The 16,950-nt window shown below is 42.8% G+C and carries 16 protein-coding genes; 4 read left to right on the plus strand and 12 right to left on the minus strand.

Annotated features, from left to right (window positions below; translation table 11 throughout):
* Nucleotides 1-44 precede the first annotated feature (44 nt).
* The 3 genes from FFM74_RS04340 to FFM74_RS04350 all read right to left on the minus strand — a co-directional run bounded on the left by FFM74_RS04340 (nucleotide 45) and on the right by FFM74_RS04350 (nucleotide 2,956).
* Nucleotides 45-1,811, minus strand: a complete 1,767-nt coding sequence (locus FFM74_RS04340; protein WP_137625405.1) for an ABC transporter ATP-binding protein — start codon at nucleotides 1,809-1,811, stop codon at nucleotides 45-47.
* Nucleotides 1,812-1,839: 28 nt separating this feature from the next.
* On the minus strand, nucleotides 1,840-2,364 hold the full coding sequence (locus FFM74_RS04345) for a MarR family winged helix-turn-helix transcriptional regulator (RefSeq protein ID WP_137625406.1): 525 nt from the start codon (nucleotides 2,362-2,364) through the stop codon (nucleotides 1,840-1,842).
* Between the two features lie 235 nt (nucleotides 2,365-2,599).
* A complete protein-coding gene (locus FFM74_RS04350) occupies nucleotides 2,600-2,956 on the minus strand; it encodes a VOC family protein (RefSeq protein ID WP_137625407.1) in 357 nt (118 codons plus the stop codon).
* 159 nt (nucleotides 2,957-3,115) lie between these two features.
* On the opposite strand from FFM74_RS04350, the gene FFM74_RS04355 reads away from it, so the two are divergent.
* On the plus strand, nucleotides 3,116-3,388 hold the full coding sequence (locus FFM74_RS04355) for a hypothetical protein (protein WP_137625408.1): 273 nt from the start codon (nucleotides 3,116-3,118) through the stop codon (nucleotides 3,386-3,388).
* A gap of 47 nt (nucleotides 3,389-3,435) precedes the next feature.
* Here FFM74_RS04355 and FFM74_RS04360 read toward each other — a convergent pair whose 3' ends face one another.
* The 5 genes from FFM74_RS04360 to FFM74_RS04380 all read right to left on the minus strand — a co-directional run bounded on the left by FFM74_RS04360 (nucleotide 3,436) and on the right by FFM74_RS04380 (nucleotide 10,056).
* The gene (locus FFM74_RS04360) at nucleotides 3,436-4,947 is read right to left on the minus strand and encodes a cell surface protein (protein ID WP_137625409.1); all 1,512 of its coding nucleotides are present in this window, start codon (nucleotides 4,945-4,947) and stop codon (nucleotides 3,436-3,438) included.
* Nucleotides 4,934-5,356, minus strand: a complete 423-nt coding sequence (locus tag FFM74_RS04365; protein ID WP_137625410.1) for a hypothetical protein — start codon at nucleotides 5,354-5,356, stop codon at nucleotides 4,934-4,936. The genes FFM74_RS04360 and FFM74_RS04365 overlap by 14 nt, the downstream gene beginning before the upstream one ends.
* A 27-nt stretch (nucleotides 5,357-5,383) precedes the next feature.
* Entirely contained in the window at nucleotides 5,384-6,397 is a 1,014-nt protein-coding gene (locus FFM74_RS04370; protein ID WP_414672073.1) for a WxLIP family cell surface protein, read from the minus strand.
* Between the two features lie 137 nt (nucleotides 6,398-6,534).
* Nucleotides 6,535-7,260, minus strand: coding sequence for a WxL domain-containing protein (locus tag FFM74_RS04375; RefSeq protein WP_137625412.1), 726 nt, complete (start codon nucleotides 7,258-7,260; stop codon nucleotides 6,535-6,537).
* A 465-nt stretch (nucleotides 7,261-7,725) separates the two neighbouring features.
* On the minus strand, nucleotides 7,726-10,056 hold the full coding sequence (locus tag FFM74_RS04380) for an ABC transporter ATP-binding protein/permease (RefSeq protein WP_137625413.1): 2,331 nt from the start codon (nucleotides 10,054-10,056) through the stop codon (nucleotides 7,726-7,728).
* 169 nt (nucleotides 10,057-10,225) lie between these two features.
* On the opposite strand from FFM74_RS04380, the gene FFM74_RS04385 reads away from it, so the two are divergent.
* Nucleotides 10,226-10,750 carry a TetR/AcrR family transcriptional regulator gene (locus FFM74_RS04385; RefSeq protein ID WP_137625414.1) on the plus strand — a complete coding sequence of 175 codons (525 nt, stop codon included), beginning with the start codon at nucleotides 10,226-10,228 and terminating at the stop codon, nucleotides 10,748-10,750.
* Nucleotides 10,751-11,335: 585 nt separating this feature from the next.
* Here the strand turns inward: FFM74_RS04385 and FFM74_RS04390 are convergent.
* From FFM74_RS04390 to FFM74_RS04400, 3 genes are all read right to left on the minus strand, one after another.
* Nucleotides 11,336-11,554, minus strand: coding sequence for a P8 family protein (locus tag FFM74_RS04390; protein ID WP_137625415.1), 219 nt, complete (start codon nucleotides 11,552-11,554; stop codon nucleotides 11,336-11,338).
* Between the two features lie 198 nt (nucleotides 11,555-11,752).
* Nucleotides 11,753-12,514 carry a matrixin family metalloprotease gene (locus FFM74_RS04395; RefSeq protein WP_223877156.1) on the minus strand — a complete coding sequence of 254 codons (762 nt, stop codon included), beginning with the start codon at nucleotides 12,512-12,514 and terminating at the stop codon, nucleotides 11,753-11,755.
* A gap of 341 nt (nucleotides 12,515-12,855) precedes the next feature.
* Nucleotides 12,856-13,443 (minus strand): sugar O-acetyltransferase, encoded by a 588-nt coding sequence (locus FFM74_RS04400; RefSeq protein WP_137625416.1) that lies wholly within the window; start codon nucleotides 13,441-13,443, stop codon nucleotides 12,856-12,858.
* Between the two features lie 380 nt (nucleotides 13,444-13,823).
* Between FFM74_RS04400 and FFM74_RS04405 the strand changes: the two genes are divergently transcribed.
* Both FFM74_RS04405 and FFM74_RS04410 read left to right on the plus strand, forming a co-directional pair.
* Entirely contained in the window at nucleotides 13,824-14,198 is a 375-nt protein-coding gene (locus FFM74_RS04405) for an MORN repeat-containing protein (RefSeq protein WP_137625417.1), read from the plus strand.
* The gene (locus FFM74_RS04410) at nucleotides 14,188-16,044 is read left to right on the plus strand and encodes an acyltransferase family protein (protein ID WP_137625418.1); all 1,857 of its coding nucleotides are present in this window, start codon (nucleotides 14,188-14,190) and stop codon (nucleotides 16,042-16,044) included. Before FFM74_RS04405 ends, FFM74_RS04410 begins: the two co-directional genes overlap by 11 nt.
* Nucleotides 16,045-16,110: 66 nt before the next feature.
* Here FFM74_RS04410 and FFM74_RS04415 read toward each other — a convergent pair whose 3' ends face one another.
* Nucleotides 16,111-16,728 carry a helix-turn-helix domain-containing protein gene (locus FFM74_RS04415; RefSeq protein WP_137625419.1) on the minus strand — a complete coding sequence of 206 codons (618 nt, stop codon included), beginning with the start codon at nucleotides 16,726-16,728 and terminating at the stop codon, nucleotides 16,111-16,113.
* Nucleotides 16,729-16,950 lie beyond the last annotated feature (222 nt).

Below are 16,950 nucleotides of genomic sequence, written 5' to 3' on the forward strand. Positions count from 1 at the left end.
AAAGGCGACTGAAAAGGTCCATCGAGACAGGTCGGTTTTAACGATTATTCTTTAAATTGAATTTTGACATAATCGCGGTACAACGGCGTATTTGCCATTAGTTCTTGATGGCTGCCGTGACCGCTAACATGCCCATTTTCGATAAAGTAAATATTGTCTGCATCCACAATGGTGCTTAAACGATGTGCGATGACTAAGGTTGTCCGCCCCTTCATCAATTCGCCCAAAGCTTGTTGCACCATTGCTTCTGACTCTGAATCAAGACTGGCCGTAGCTTCGTCCAGCATCAAAATCTTGGGATCACGCAAGAATGCACGCGCAATCGCCAACCGTTGCCGTTGACCGCCACTGACTTTCACCCCACGTTCACCAACTTGGGTATCTAAGCCAGCCGCCATCTCGCGCACAAATTTATCCGCAGAAGCCAGCTTCAAAACATGCCACAATGCATCGTCAGTAAAGGACTGTTTTGAGCCATAAGTTAAATTATCCCGAATTGTTCCCGCCATAATCGCCGAATCTTGGCTGACGTAACCAATTTGTGACCGCCAATCCGTCAAATTAAGGTCAGCAACATTCTTGCCGCCAATTGTGACCTGACCACTAGTTGGTTCATAGTAACGTTCTAGTAAACCGAAAATGGTTGATTTACCACCACCTGATGGTCCCGCAAACGCAACGACCGTATTGGGTTTGGCTTCAAAGTTCACATCACGTAACACCGGTTGTCCATCGTCTGCATAAGCAAAGTCCACCTGTGACATCGCCAAAGTTTGGTTCGCCACTGAGTGACTTTCACCGGCAGTCAATGCTTCTTCCGGTTCATTTAATAAGTCACGAATTCTTTCAGTCGCACCGCTCGCTTTTGATAAGGTTGTAAAGAATTGCCCTAAAGTTCCTGCTGGACCAATAATTTGAAAAAGATACATCAGAAATGAAACCAATGTGCCCATCGTCATCGTACCGCTAGCGACTCGAGCTGCCGCATAGACCAACACGCCGACAAACAAGGCCATCATGCTAGCTGTCATGACCGGACCAGTCACGGAATCATAAATCGCTTCTTTTAGACCAATCTGGTAAAGCTTTTTGATTTGTCCCGCGCCAGTCTCAGTTTCAAAATCTTCAGCGTTCGATGATTTAACTAGCCGAACTTCACTCAGAGTCTCATCCGCCGTGCCATTAAAATCCGCTAACGCATCTTGCCGCTGCCGTCCAATTCTCCCGGTAGCTTTCATAATCGGAAACATAATCAATAACACAATTGGCACAGCGACCGCCATAATTAGTGTCATTTTCCAATCCATCAACGCCATAATGACTAACGCGCCAACAAGTTGCATCAGTGACGTGACCATTTGTGGAAATGAGTTGGCTAGTAATTCCTTGACCTGCGTCGAATCGTTGACCAGCCGTGAGGTCATCTCACCCGTCTTGACGTTGTCAAAATAGGACACCCGTAAGCGAACCAATTTGTGCCACAGTGTTGACCGTAAATTGGCGACCACATTTTCACCAAAGATTCCAAGTAGTGTCCCAGAAAGCGCGCTAATCACCGCGCTCAATAGGAATAAGCCAATTACCCCAACTAACAAGGTTTGATTGATGCCGTGACTAAAGCCATTAATTAACGTTTGGGCAAACTTCGGCACTAATAACTGTGCCCCAGTCGCTAATAGTCCTAAGACTAACCCTAGCCAGAGTTGCCAGTAGCGCGGTGCGGTTTGTCGAATCAAATGCAGAAAACCTTTTAAATCAAATTTGCTCGGAGTCGCTTGTGGTGTCCGAGCTGCTGCTAATCGTTGTGCCATTTCTCAAATGCCTTCTTTTTTCTTAAATTTAGAACCAGCGCCGGCCCCAGCCTGGACGTTGTGGCCAATCATGATCGTGTGGGTGTCCCATGAAATCATGTAAGTCTAATTCTGGTGCGTGTTGTGTGAGCTTATCCAATAACTTTTGTAGTTCGAGCTGTTCATCCGCTGATAAGCAACCAAATAAGTTATCTGACAATTTATCAATTCCTTGATCACGATGCGTTGCCATCTGTTGGCCTTTTTCACTCAACCGAACGATCACCGCACGTTTGTCTGTCTCGCTTGGCACTCGTTCAACCAACCCGACTTCTTCCAAGCGATTGATCGTTGCACTCACCGAACTCGGGCGAATATCTAAGATTTCTGCAATTTCTGCATTGGTTAACCCGGCTGGCGAGTCGGCCAACAATTGTAATAACCGCATCTGTCCCCGGCCGCCACCACCATGTTGCCCGGCCATATCTTGTTGATGTGCAACCGCCATTAAGAAAACCCGGTTTTGCATTAATTTACCAAAACTATTAAATAGTCCTCGACTTTGATCTGACATTAAAAGATCCTCCTCAAATTTTCAATGTCATTATATTAGCACGATAGTTAGTTTTATACAACAAAGACTAACTAAAAAGCTAACTATTAAGCAAAAAACACGCTAATGCCTGATTTAACGGCGTTAGCGTGTTGCAAATTTACTTAGGTTAAGAGCAAAAAAATGCGAACAGAACCACAGCGGCAACGGTCGCACCTAAACTAGACTCGTGGTGGGTGCACAAACAGCCGTATTTTTACTTATCTTGTGCGACCACAAAGTAGTTGCCATCAGGGTCTGAAAAGTTAAACGTTAAAGTCCCATTATTATCAACGATCTCTCCAGCGCTGGGCAGAGCCTTGTGCAAAGCTTCGAAACGATCGCTAAAGAACATCAATGACGGGGTGTTGCCCATCACTTCTGGTGAATATTTGGCAATAAATGCTTTGGGAAAGAATGCCAATTCCATGCTGGGCGCAATGGCTAGCACGATTGTCTTAAACTCATCAGGTAAACTCGAAATCGTTTCAATTTTGGCGTCAAAGTAATCTTGCCAAAACTTGGCCATCTGATCGACATCAGTCACATATAGCATGATACGTGTTTTTTTCATGGTTACACCTCATTACTATCGTTATTTTAGTTTTTATTATAAGCAATTTAGGTCGTTTTTGACAGACAGAACACTGCTAACTTTGGGGCAACACAGCAATCAGAAAATTTAACGTTACCCACAAATGCGACTACAATGGTCATGGAAGGAGTGGTCTTTATGACCCCAAATGACCTATTGTCTGATTTGCAAAAGCTTAAGCTGCTGCCAAGCCAGCCATTACATTGGCAAACCTTCAGTCCAACAAGTCTCTGTGTTGAACTAAACCATCACCGTTATGTTTACCAACTAGACGTTGCCTTGAACACGGTCACGGTTTTTCATGCCAGTGACCAAACGGAAACATCGGAGGATTTTCACTTCGATAAAACCATCCAACTAACGGCGACACAACAAAAACGGCTACATGCCGCAACACCATTAGCCAGTTAGGTCCAGACAAAAAATGACGAACTTTTTAATGAGTTCGTCATTTTTTATTAGTTGGTTGGGGTATTTTGTAAACTCCAGTCAACGGAACCACTATAACTATCAGCATAAACACTTGGTTGCACATCAAGCATGATGCCTTTAGTCGCCGACCAGTCACTCGTAATCTGAGTATTGGTTGTGCCGGCAACCTTTGTGCCAGAATCAATCAACGTTGATGAGTTAGTCAACACAGTTTGCGTACTACCATCTTTATAAATTAAGTTGCCTGCTAAGGTATGGGTCGCTGACTTCAATGGTGTTGCCGTCGCATAGACCGACCAGTTAGACCCAGCGGCCCGGGTATCACTGACATTCACATTCCATGCTGCCGTTGGTTGGAATACCGTTTCAGCCGTTGGAATCTCGAGGCTACCAAAGCCAATGTCACTAGAAATCGCGCCAAATTGTAAGACTCCGGCATGATTCGTGACCGTAATCGTCACTGGATCTGATTTCAAGCCACTATCATCTTTGGCATAAACTGGAATCGTCATTGTTGCACCATCAGCCAGTGCCTTTAAACTTGCAGCCAAGCCGGTCGTATCCGACGCATAAGTGACACCATCGGTACTACTACTGTCTGAATAACTCGAACTAATCCCCGTCGTTTTCACCAACCAAGCGATCACGTCACTGTCACTGCTCAAACCAGATAAGTCATCTGGGTAAGTATCCGCAGTAGTCTTGCTACTGGTAATATTGAGCGATCTTTGTTCAACGTCTGCCGTTGCGGTTCCAGAATCACCAGCATCATTGCCTTCAGTAATCGTCACATTTTTCTTTCCCGACAAAGTACCACTTAATGACAAACTATAGCTCAAATCATCATTAACTGTTGTCGAAACTGATGGATCGGCGTCAACTGTAATTTTGTCACCAGCAATTGTTCCTTTACCCTCAATAACAGTCGTACCCTGGGCTAATTTATTAGTGATGGTAGGTTTCAATTCATGTCGTTGAATCGCATAAATCGTCGCAAAACTACGCGCTGATTCATTCTCCGCAGAATATCCAGCATAATAAGGCACATATTTCAAACCAACTTTTAGTGGACTGCTGCCATTCCACATTGACCAATCAATGTAAGCGGTTTGAACAGCGTTAGATGAGTTAAATGCCAGTGATGAGACTTGAGTCCCGGGGATTAAATTAGTTCCAAGCTTACTACTAGCTAAAGTATTTGACGAATTAAAAACTGAAGTATACATGTCTTTAATTTTATAGTTATTTTTAGCTTTAGTTACGATTGAACCTGACCAAGTCACAGACAACATCGTTGTTCGATTTGTTACGTTACCATTTTCAACATTGTTGGCTGTAATTGATGTAATGGTTGGTGCACTATCGAGTGTTGCATAGCTTTCCCCATACATTGAATCCCCCGTGACCGTTCCGGGATTAAATGCAACTGGCAACATCGTGTCATCGGCTAAACTCTTAAGTGGAACCATCCAACTACCTAGAAGTGTACTAGTAATAACTAGGCTCAATACTTTTTTCCAATTTTTAAGATTTCCCATGTCCAATCGCCTCCCCCTTGTGAGTTTGTTGAATCAGCTTCAATAAACAAGCAACGAGTAGGAGCATTGTACCCAAGACTAACCAATAAGTCGTCCGAGCTTCATCGGTTTGTGGTAATCGTAAATTTGAATTAGTAGTCGTCAACCAACCTGGGATTGTCGCGACCTGACTTGGTGTGGCACGTCCTTTAGTCGTCGCAGCGTTCCTAGCAATCGTGGCCGAATAGGCAGTTTCACCATTCGGGATCTGCTGATCGATGAGTGCAGATTGACGACTGATTTGGGTCGTCGCCCCTTGATAAAAACTCACCTGACCAGTCGTTTGACCAATTGTGGCCGCCTGGACAGGCAGCATTAACCCGAAAACACCAATTAATCCCAAACTAATCTTCAAAATCACTTTTTTCATCATGCACGCCTCCCCGTTAGCGGTCACTTACTTATTTTGACGCCGTTTTTTAATAAAGAAGAATAACCATAAACCAAGTAACACGATGATCAACATGCCTAATGCACCGAAGACAACAAACCAGATTACATTAATGCCCGAATTGTCAACCGATTTATCGTTATAAGTCTTAGCAGCTTTGGCCGTAATCGTAAAGTCTTTTTCAAAGACCCACCGATGTTCGGTATTCTTTACGACCATCTTGATGTGATATTTACCTGCTTGTAATTTAGTTTTTCCTAACAACATCGGATAACGGTAAACTGAATTTGGTGCTAACTGCACGTTGGACTTCTTAGCCGTCTTCACAACTTTGCCAGTGTTTTTACTCGTGATTGTCGTGTTCATCGTCAAATTAGGCACGATAACTGCAGAGGTATTCCGGATATAAGGAAAAATCCCACGATGATAATTAGTCATCCCAGCGGTCACCTTACTTAGTTTCAGTGCTGGATCAGGCACAGTCCCCATCGTGTATTTCAAACCAATAACATAAGAATATTGGTTTTTAACATTCATAGAACCTTTAACGTTGCTTGTCACTTTTTGGTCGACCCGCTTGAAGTACCAGCCACCCAAAATGACACCGTTAAAATCCTTGTTCGGCATCTGGACTTGCGCCGAAACAACTGTTGAACCATTAGCTGGTACCGTAACTGTTTTGCTTCCTTGCAATTTGGTCAAATCAGTCATTTTATAAGTCAATGATTGGTCAAAACTTTTGGCAGGCGTTACATATTCAATCGCCCCATTGCCATTGGTATAGGCTGTATGAATCGCCGTTTGAACTTTAATATCCTGATTAGTCACATTATAAATTGTAGTCTGTAATGTTTCGTCTTGCCCTTTGTTCATTTTTAAATCAAAAAATGAATTCTTCTTGTTAAGCTGATTGTCAGGAATCTTAGCGGACACACTAAAACCAATCTGATTGCTCTGGCTCGATTTACTAGTATTGGCAGCAAGCGCCACTTGTCCCCAGTTAAAACTGAGCAACACCATTCCAACTAATCCTAAGCCAAACCACAATTTTTTAATCTTCCGCATTTTCTTAAAATCCCCCTTAATCACCTAACATCACTATGTATAAAAAGGCGCGCATCGTTCTCACAATGTCCACCTTTAATTGATCAATTTAATTAGTTGCCAGGCGTATCATTCATTGTCCAGTTTAACGTTGTTTTATAAGTTTCAGCCTTAGCAGTGTTAGCCGGGATGTTTAATTTGATATTATCAGGATTTAAGTTAGAAACCGTTACACCAGCACCGTTATTCTCTTTAGCGCCTAGAACCTGAACACCAGCAACAGTTGAATCAGTCGTTGCTAAATCAACATTTTGTGCAGTTGCATAGGCACCATTTGCGTTAGTCTTTGTTTGATTCCCACTATTAGAAACAGTTCCTTCTGGTAACGTTAAAGTTGCACCCTTGATAGTTGCACCATCAGTACCAGTTAAAGTATCACCCTTGACAGTGACACTCCAACCGGCATTGGTCCCACGAACATCGGAAGCTTCGATGACTGCATTACTTTCCCATAAAGTAGTTGCCGCACTAGTCTTATCTAAGTCCAAGGCTTTATCATTTGACACGTCAATCTCACTTGTTCCGAAATCAAGTGAAGCTGGTACATAGATCAATGATAAGTCACCACCAGCAGCGGCACCGTTATTACCGTCACCTGGGTCAGTTGTTTTGTCTGGATTAGAAGGATCAACTGGCGATACTGTTTGGGTACTCTTAGTGAACGTTGTTGTCACATTAGTCTTCCCAGTTGTGTTTGCATCCGCATTAGCGACTAATGGTGCAACTACCGTTCCCAATAAAGCACTCGACATTAATAAACTACCAATAACTTTTTTCATAAATGTACATCCCCTTTGTGTATTAACCATATTTATAATTTACCACATTAACTTTTATTTTCAACAACTTTTCTCTGATATAAATCTCGACCAACCAACAAAGTCAACCGCGTCAACCATTCGGCCACTACATTTTATTTTTTTAATTTTTCAACGAGTGGTCTATTTTTTAACTTGGGAGCGATTCAAATTAGTTTAGCACGACAGTAGTCATCGTTAATTTCGTTTATAAACTGTTCAAATCAGTATACGTATAGGTTTTATATCACAATCCAACATTCAAACTACTTTAGACTAATCGCCAGTCAAAAACTTCAAGTCTTACTGTATTTTCTTTTGTACGGCGGCTTAATGGTATATTTAATACTAATGGTACCTATTAGTAATATAAAATTGCTTTGGTTTTAAAAAGGCGTGCCCCCAGAATCACCTCTGAGGACACGCTTCATTTTCGACTTAAACTTGTTATTCTGACCGCAAGGCTGTCGCGGCATCTTTCTTTGCTGCCATCCGTGCTGGAATATGGCCACCAAGAACGGTTAAGACTGTACTAATGATAATTAGAATTAGTCCATGCATTGGATTCAAATGCGCCACATTGTTCAAACCAGTGATGTTACTTAACACAGCATTGATTGGGAAAGTCAATAACCAGGCAATCACCACGCCCAACAATCCAGAAGCAACCCCTAAAATCGTTGTTTCAGCGTCAAAGACACGAGTAATATCTTTCTTACGCGCCCCTAAAGCTTTCAAAATCCCGATTTCTTTAGTCCGTTCCAAGACTGACGTGTAAGTAATAATCGCAATCATAATCATACTCGTGACTAACGAAATTCCGGCAAAGGCGATTAAGACATAGGTAATGGCGTCCATCAAGCCACCCGTCAAGCTGGAAACCGTTCCGGCTAAATCAGTATAAATCACCTTATCTGTCTTGGATTTACCTTTGTTATAACTGTCCAAATAGCTTAAAACCTTATCCTTATTCTTAAAGCTGTTCGGGTAAATTAAGATGCTGGCTGGCGTCGTTGAGCCACCAAGTGTGCTAACTAAAGTGTCACGCATATCACTATCGACCTTGGCACCAGTCATCACATTCGTATCGCTCGTCTTTTGTGCCTTGACAATATCAGAAGTTTTATTGGTGTTAATAATATTCTGAGTCAAGTTATCGCTATAAGCGATACCGGAAGCCAAGACGTTATCGGAATCCTTAGTTTTTGCCCGTAAGACACCGACAACCTTGATTGTTTGGTTGGCTGACTTATTATAAAGTGCCGTCGTAATCTTATTTGGCAAATAGTTCCCAGTTGGAAGTTTTTGATAATAATCATTATTAGTGACAACTTTCAAAGTCGTGCCAACGATTTGGCTAAACTTGAACTGTTCGCCACTTTTGGCAGAATAGCCTAAGTTTTTCAACGCATTGATATTCACCGTATTATCGCGGTTCGCAATCAAGACAACTTCGTTAGCCGAAGTCGGATACTGTCCAGAAACAACTTCGTAATGCTTTTTCAAAAAGTTCGACTTACCATTCTGGGTGGTTGGATAAACCGACGTTGCGACACCCGACATACTGCTCATGGCCGCTGACATCGACGTTGAAGAAGCCGACTTGCTGTTCTTGTTTGAGAACGTCACGGACTTGGTCTTGCCATTAACTTGACGCAACAAATTCATCCCGGTTGCATAAGTGTAAGTCACATTATTGCTCAGACTAGGCGACATGTCCTTAATATAGGTCAAGTAGTCGCTAGTGAGCTTATTCGTATGCGTTGCCTTATCAGCCTGACTCACTTGGGCCGTGACTGCCTGATCAGAAGACTTGGCAGTCTTGATCTTGTCTGACTGTTTTTGCTGCTGCTGAGCAGTTTGCGAAATCGTAATCGGCATCTGTGCCAACGTATTAGTCTGGGTCTTATTGACTTGCTTCTGAAAACCGGTTGACAGCGCCAAGACAACCGCAATTCCAATAATCCCAATACTAGAAGCAAACGCGGTCAACGCCGTCCGCCCCTTCTTAGTTTTGATATTAGTAAAGGACAACTTTAAGGCGGTCCAATAAGTCATCTTGGTTTTTTTCAACGCAAAGGTTTCATCAGCAACTTCTTCATCATAAGGATTTGAGTCATGCTGAATCTTACCATCCGCAAATTCGATGATCCGACTCGCATATTCACGAGCTAAATCAGGGTTATGGGTCACCATGATGACTAACCGTTCCGCGGATAATTCCTTGATTAAATCCATAATTTGAACGCTGGTTTCAGTATCTAAGGCGCCGGTTGGTTCATCACATAGTAAAATTTCGGGATCATTCGCAATCGCCCGGGCAATCGCCACCCGTTGCATTTGACCACCGGAGAGCTGGTTGGGCCGTTTATTCATGTGTGGTCCTAAGCCAACGCGTTCGAGCGCCTTAACTGCTTTAGCTTTCTTGTCAGCGTTGCCCACACCACTCAAGGTCATCCCCATCTCAACATTATCTAAAATACTCAGATGTCCAATAATGTTGTAACTTTGGAAAATAAACCCAACCGAATTATTTCGATAAGCGTCCCAATCGCTTGCCTTGAAATCTTTCGTCGACTTACCTTTGATGATCAAGTCACCAGAATCATAAACATCCAGACCACCGATACCGTTTAACATGGTCGTCTTCCCAGAACCACTAGGACCTAAAATCGCCACAAATTCCTTTTTTCGGAAAGCAACGGAAACGTCATCAAGGGCCTTAGTAACCGAGTCACCAACGTGATAATATTTTTTAATGTGCTTGAGTTCCAACATTTAACTTAATTCCTTCCCTATTCATCCCAATTTTCTGTTAAACTATCGCTAATGCAACACTGTGTCTCAAAGCGTAACCGAGTTCAGTGCCGCTGACAATCATCAATCTGACAGAAACTGTCGTCAACGCAACAAAGTTAAACGATTTGTTGCATTAAGGAGTAAAAATATGGTTACAACCAAACAGAATCGCCGCGCACAATATAGCCGACAAATGATTGAGGCGACCGTTTTAAAGCTACTTGAAACTAAACCAGTCACCATGATTTCAGTTACTGAAGTTTGCCAACAAGCAGATGTCAATCGGACAACCTTTTATCGCCATTATACTGATATTCCACAATGTCTGGAAAGCATTGAACTCGAATTTTTAAATTCTTATCCTTTTGATAAACATGCCAGTCCTATGACCAACGTAGAAGGCATCCTGACTGCCTTTTATCAGCAACCACAGCTTAGTAACTTAGTCTTCGTCGAGGGTAAAACCAAGTTATTGGAACGCATGCGGATGACGACACCCGAAAATGTGCCAACCGCTAATCCCTATCAGATGATCTACATTTGGGGTGGCGTCAAAGATATTATCCGTTATTGGGTCAAACAGGGCATGCCTGAAACGCCCAAGGAACTAACCCGGATTATTTTTGATAACGTTCAAGCTAAAAAATTACCGGCGTTAGAACCTTGGTGCTAAATACTGTTCTGACTAAAGACATGACAGCATTTACTAGCGATTTTGATCTTGCAACATTTAGTTTTTTAACTAAAGGTTGCAAGTACAAAAAGTAGCGTGAACCGGACCATGTCAGTAACGGTCGCTCCTAAATTAAGCAGGTGGTAAGCGTTTCGTCAGTTAATGAAAAAATCCAAGAAAGTTCAAAACATTGCTAAACCGGCACCACTATTTTAAAAATCAAACCCTTTTATCTTTATAACCATTAACCTAGCTGGAGGACGTCGCTGATTGCATCGGACGTGAAATTCCCGTTAGAGCGGCGTTTTTTGCCGGTCTTACGGGACGGACGGTCCGGGATAGTTGCGAATTTTGCAACCATTCCGGGCGAAGGCCAAGACCGGTTCTCAGGCTTGGCCTGGTCCCTCGTCCGCATGTAATCAGTGACGTCCGGAAGCGACACTTTTCATCGACAATGTACCGGTACGACTGCTTTTATTAGTAATTTTCATCTTTCAACCTTTCGTTTTAAAAAAAACGACAAAAAAACACGCTGCACAACTGGTAGCGTGTGAATAATTTAATTTGATGAATTAAGTTGTTTTGTTAAGCCTTCAAGAGCTTTTCGACGGCATCCTTTAACTTGCCTTCGTCCATGTTCATGTAAGGTGCTACTTCGTCAGACGTCTTAGTCGTATCATGATTGTCATCATCCATGAAATGATTCCAAATTGCGTCACGAACAGGTAACTTGGCATCGCTCCAATCAAATACGTCACTCATTGATTCGTCTAAAATACTAGTCTTTTCAACTGCTGCAGCCATAAAAAACAACTTCCTTCCTTTTATTTGAAACAAGTCTATTATAGGTCATTTTTCGGGCGATGGTTATATTTTGTTCGTGTTCCCAAAATAATTTCAAATTTAGCCGCTTCATCACAAGATACGCGCTTTTATTGGCAATGTGCCGACAAGCTTTTGTCAAAAGAAGACGGCTAAGCTCAGCCGTCTTCAATCTAAATCCTATTTTTGATAAATTGACCGCAATGCAGCTAAGTCACCGGCCGTTAATTGCGTTTTGCCTTGACTGACTGGATACATCACCGATTGGATATCTGTACTATGATCTAAGCCCAGCGCATGTCCTAATTCATGGACGGCGACTGCATCGCTGTAAGCCATCGAGTAGTCGCCGTTCAAGCTAGCCGTCGCTTGATTATGACTGCTAGTCCCTCGCCAACTGATTCGTTGATAGATCTTTGGCCCACCTTCACCCAATTCAATGCTCGTCTCACCTTGAGGCATCTTTTTGTCATACACTGAAAACTTGATTGAGTTCGCATTTTCAGGCGCCGTGCCAGCAACCAACTGCACAATCCCAGTTTGGTTATATTCGTCTACGGCATCTTTAAAGACACGTCGTCCGGCTTCTGACAATTTCGCATCAAAGTAGTAATAGTAGGTTTTTGATAACTTAACATTTTGAACAATCGACTCAACCGGCGTGGCCTTGACCGTTGTTGCTGAACTAGTTTGACTAGAACTGGCCGTACTCGACTGCGTTGTTGATTTAGTCTTAGTGGCCGTTGACTCATGACTGGCATTGCTAGAACTGCTTCCCATGAGTTGGCTGCCTAACTTTCCAGAAAGTGCCGCCGATAAATTCAACTGCATGGTACTGACTGTTGCTCTTACTTTGGGAACGAGGGTCATTCTATTTTGAAAGCCCCAGATAACAGCGGCAATTAGCGCCACTGACCAAAATAAGCGTTTTACAATTTTCACACCGCAAACTCCTTTACACGATCTACTTCCAGTAAACAAACTTCATTAAGTTAGGCTTAGTTATACCATAATATCGAAGTGGATTGGGTGTTACTGTTTTTTCCTTACGAATCTTTACATCTTTTAGTTACGCAAACCCGAGTCACGCTCATTTTTTAATTGCCAAAGCTTGTAACTAAAGACGAAGTTGAAAAAGCAAAAGGGCTCGTAAGCACCATCGTATAGGCAACAGACACCTCCAAATTAGTGGCCATTCCACTCTCGCTAAACCTAACCTAAAAACAGTTAAATTAGCTGAAAGCGGCCACGTCAACTATTTCATTCCTAAATTTCTGCCGCTGCTAGTCAGTTGCTAGCTTAATCTTCCGAACGACACGTGCCGGATTGCCGACCACGACCATGTCAGGTGAGACGTCTTTGGTGACGACCGAACCGGCACCCACAATCGCATGCGCCCCAATCGTAATCCCCGGCAAAACAATGGCTCCCGCACCAATCCACGCACCTTGTTCAACATGGATTGGCTTCGGTTGAACCTGTCGCCGATACCGCGGATCTTCCAAGTGATTGACCGTGATCAAGCTAACCTTTGGGCCAATCAAGACGTCATCCGCCAGATAAATCCCTCCCATATCCGTAAACATGCAATCCTGATTGACAAATACGCGCTCACCAACAAAAATATGCCGGCCAAAATCACTATGAAATGGTACTTCAATGGTACTACTCGTTGGCATCGGCTTTAAAAAGATTTCGTTTAGTTGCTGGCGTTGTTCGGCCGGACTCGCAGTTAATTGATTATATTTGGCCAAGCGCCGTTTAGTTTTAGTGACAATTTGTGCTTCAATAATCGCCCAAGTTGGTGTTGTCACAGAAATTGGTTCCCCATTGAGGGTCGCTTGTAAGATTGCTTGTACTGCTGTTGTCATAATTTTTGCTCTACTTTGATTGTTATTTGATCATCTCAAGTATAAAAACAGTCCCAAGACATGTCCAATGCCTATGTTAAATGGTAAGTCATACAAAAATATCATAGTATCAAAAAAATCTTCTGAGCGTTTTTTACGGTATCAAATTACGAACCGTCATACAATAGATATTGAACACGGTTCATAAAGTCACATTAATAACATCATCAATGATCGGTAATCAGTTGACACGGCTGCTGTCATAAAACCGCTAATGTCTGAAAATTTTCACAATTCACAACCATTGCAAAACTGGTTTTGACATAGCCTTGAGCTCAGGTATAATTAAATTAAAATATTTATAATTAATTAACTTTAAGAACGAAAAGGACTGGGAAGAAATGAAAAAGCGTTGGTTATTTGAGGGACTAGTGGTGTTGATCCTTTTTGTGTTAGCGGGGTTCAGCTTATCGACCCCTCACCATCAACAAGCTCACTATACTTTGGATCACGAAAAAATTGTTTATGACGGTGAGATGTTAAAAAATAAATTTAGTGGTCATGGTAAATTAACATTGAACAATCAAGATTATTACGTTGGTCATTTTAAAGATGGCCAATTTTCTGGTCACGGTACCTTTAAGTCACATGAAAATTGGCAATATCAAGGTCGCTTTACGGCTGGTGTCCCCGATGGAAAAGGGACTTTAACGACTGCCAACAAGAAGAATTATCGCGGGGTCTTTAAAAAAGGGGAATTAGTTCATGCGGATTAAATGGTTTAGCTTTGTACGAATTGCTGGCTTAGTTTCAGTCTTAACTTACCACTTCTTTAAAAATGCTTATCCGGGTGGCTTTATTGGGGTGGACATCTTCTTCACTTTCTCTGGCTTCTTAATTACCGCGCTCATGTTAGATGAATTTGCGTCAACCCAGCATTTTCGCCTACTCGCCTTTTACCGGCGCCGTTTTTATCGCATTGTGCCACCACTAGTCTTATCCATACTAGTAGTTGTGCCTCTCACCTATTTAATTAGTCCGAACTATATTACCGGACTTGGCAAACAAATTGCGGCGGCAATCGGTTTTACCACGAATTATTTTGAAATTATGACGGGTGGCAGTTATGAATCAAAGTTCATTCCACACCTATTCGTTCATACTTGGTCACTCGCGGTTGAAATGCACTTCTATCTTATTTGGGGTTTTTTGATTGCCATATTCACACAGGTCATTCGGCGCTTTGATTTTTCTGACGCGCGTAAATCTCAAATTTTTCGTCTGAGTGTTCGGATTGTTTCATTAATTCTCACAATTGAAAGTTTCACGGCAATGGCTGTTGGTAGTGCTGGCTTGGCTGACTTTTCAAAAGTTTACTTTTCAAGTGTCACGCACAGCTTCCCATTTTTCGTCGGGGCCTTGCTTGCTAGTTTCACTGGCATCAAGTCCATTCCACGGGCATTCGATCGACTCATGGCACGGTCAAACGCGCTGGTAGTCAGCTTCGAACTGATTTTAACTTTTGCGGTCTTAGGACTTTTAGGCCTGCGCATGCAATTTTCAAGTCGTGGCACTTATACTGGTGGGATTCTGTTAGCAAGCCTGCTCGCAGCGTTAGCAATTCTGTTAGCACGAATTCTGCATAATTGTACGCCGAACCGCCAAGAACCGCGTTGGGCCACATTTATCGCTGATATCAGTTACAGTATGTACCTCTATCACTGGCCGTTATTCGTGATTTTCTCGCAATTAGTGCCAGTCGGTTGGGCGGTCGTCATCACGCTAGCGATTGGCGTGCCTTTCTCGGCATTGTCTTACTATATTATTGAACCGATGATTGCTGGAAAACGTCCGCGGGCTTTGCACGCGTTCACCACCAGTCGCCTACGTGGATTTAAACAAGCGTTAGTCGCTGGCGCAGTGGTCTTAGTTACGGTGACCGGCTACACCGCCTATCATGCCCCAACGCTAACCGGATTAGAACGTCAACTTTGGATCGGCGGGATTTATCAATCGACCGACCAAATGACCACGACTAAAAACGTCGTCATGGCCGCAGTCAAGACGAAATCAACCAACGGTCAACAGTCCACCACGCCGGTCAAAACAGCCAAGGGTGTTTCGATTATTGGTGACAGTGTCACTCTTGGCACCCGGGATTATCTGGGCAAACACGTGGCTAACAGTACGATTGACGCGCAAGGTGAACGCACCATGGATCTGGCCTACAATGTCATGATGACTCAACAAAAGAATCACGTCTTGCGTCAAAACGTCGTCATTTGTATTGGGACTAACGCCCTCGACGGTTGGCAACAACAATTGGATAAGTTAATCCATGACTTGGAACCGGGACACCGGCTAATTCTGGTCACCCCTTATGACCAACGCGCCAACCCAAGTTGGAATTCTTCAAAATTGGCCGACTATGAACGGACCTTGCCGGCCAAATTTAAATTCATTACGATCGCCGACTGGCAAAAGCTAGCAGCGCAACACCCAGATGTCTTCAAAGGTACCGATGGCGTCCACTTTGCTGGCCGTGAAAGTGGTGACATCATCTACGCCCAAGCCGTCAACGATGGCTTGAAGGCCGCCGCTAAAACGCCACTGAAAAAATAATCTTTAACTCGAACATGCGTCAATGATTGGATTGAATCCCAGTCATTGGCGCATGTTTTTTGATTGTTAATTTTTCAGACTGATTTTTGGATGAACTAGTGCCGCACAGCAGCCGCTCAAGCTCGACAAAATCGTCCAAGACGCAATGCCAGTATAATAACCGAGTTCATAGCCAGCAACATTCATTCCTGCTGGCGCGACACCCTTAAATTGTATTGGCCAAATAATCGCCACATTTAAAATTAACAACATCACAAATATAATCCCCACTTTTAGCCAATCTTTGGCCTTCGGTTGCAGTGTCGTGGCTAAAACAATTAAATTGATTAGCAACGCGAGTGCCAACCATTCCGCCACTTGCCAATTTAAAAAGTGATTCAAATAACTTAAAAATAACAAGCCAATATTTAAATAGGCGCTCACCAATTTAATTCGTAAACTACGCTGACTGGTCACAGCTTGTGCTTCATATTGTTTTAACATGCCTAGATCTTCTTTCATTAATTTGTCTAATGTAATGCCATAAACGGTACTAATTTTCACTAGCATCATAATATCTGGATAACTGCGTTCATTTTCCCAACTCGAAATCGTCTTCCGCGACACGTGTAATTTGTCGGCAATTGCCGTCTGTGTCATCTGTTTTTGATGCCGAATTAACTTTAAATTTTCCGAGAATCTCATTTGCCCCACCACCCATGATTAATCGTACTAATTTCCGCACCATCCGGCAAGCTAAGCTTCTTAGCAACGCCGCTGTATTAGCCATTCCAAGTTTAAAAGGTCATAAAAAAATCAGTCAACTAACTTACCGTTGACTGATTTTTTAGGCTCTATAATATCTGTTGTTGGTAATCAAGACCAATCTTGGTTACTGGCAACGGATTTTTTATGCACTTTTTATGC

Source organism: Lactiplantibacillus pingfangensis, assembly GCF_005404945.1.
GTDB classification, from domain to species: domain Bacteria; phylum Bacillota; class Bacilli; order Lactobacillales; family Lactobacillaceae; genus Lactiplantibacillus; species Lactiplantibacillus pingfangensis.

Excerpts from the sequence above, each read along its gene's own strand:
- FFM74_RS04340 (WP_137625405.1), bottom strand. The coding sequence starts at position 1,811 with ATGGCACAACGATTAGCAGCAGCTCGGACACCACAAGCGACTCCGAGC.
- FFM74_RS04345 (WP_137625406.1), bottom strand. The coding sequence starts at position 2,364 with ATGTCAGATCAAAGTCGAGGACTATTTAATAGTTTTGGTAAATTAATG.
- FFM74_RS04350 (WP_137625407.1), bottom strand. The coding sequence starts at position 2,956 with ATGAAAAAAACACGTATCATGCTATATGTGACTGATGTCGATCAGATG.
- FFM74_RS04355 (WP_137625408.1), top strand. The coding sequence starts at position 3,116 with ATGACCCCAAATGACCTATTGTCTGATTTGCAAAAGCTTAAGCTGCTG.
- FFM74_RS04360 (WP_137625409.1), bottom strand. The coding sequence starts at position 4,947 with ATGGGAAATCTTAAAAATTGGAAAAAAGTATTGAGCCTAGTTATTACT.
- FFM74_RS04365 (WP_137625410.1), bottom strand. The coding sequence starts at position 5,356 with ATGAAAAAAGTGATTTTGAAGATTAGTTTGGGATTAATTGGTGTTTTC.
- FFM74_RS04370 (WP_414672073.1), bottom strand. The coding sequence starts at position 6,397 with ATGGTGTTGCTCAGTTTTAACTGGGGACAAGTGGCGCTTGCTGCCAAT.
- FFM74_RS04375 (WP_137625412.1), bottom strand. The coding sequence starts at position 7,260 with ATGAAAAAAGTTATTGGTAGTTTATTAATGTCGAGTGCTTTATTGGGA.
- FFM74_RS04380 (WP_137625413.1), bottom strand. The coding sequence starts at position 10,056 with ATGTTGGAACTCAAGCACATTAAAAAATATTATCACGTTGGTGACTCG.
- FFM74_RS04385 (WP_137625414.1), top strand. The coding sequence starts at position 10,226 with ATGGTTACAACCAAACAGAATCGCCGCGCACAATATAGCCGACAAATG.
- FFM74_RS04390 (WP_137625415.1), bottom strand. The coding sequence starts at position 11,554 with ATGGCTGCAGCAGTTGAAAAGACTAGTATTTTAGACGAATCAATGAGT.
- FFM74_RS04400 (WP_137625416.1), bottom strand. The coding sequence starts at position 13,443 with ATGACAACAGCAGTACAAGCAATCTTACAAGCGACCCTCAATGGGGAA.
- FFM74_RS04405 (WP_137625417.1), top strand. The coding sequence starts at position 13,824 with ATGAAAAAGCGTTGGTTATTTGAGGGACTAGTGGTGTTGATCCTTTTT.
- FFM74_RS04410 (WP_137625418.1), top strand. The coding sequence starts at position 14,188 with ATGCGGATTAAATGGTTTAGCTTTGTACGAATTGCTGGCTTAGTTTCA.
- FFM74_RS04415 (WP_137625419.1), bottom strand. The coding sequence starts at position 16,728 with ATGAGATTCTCGGAAAATTTAAAGTTAATTCGGCATCAAAAACAGATG.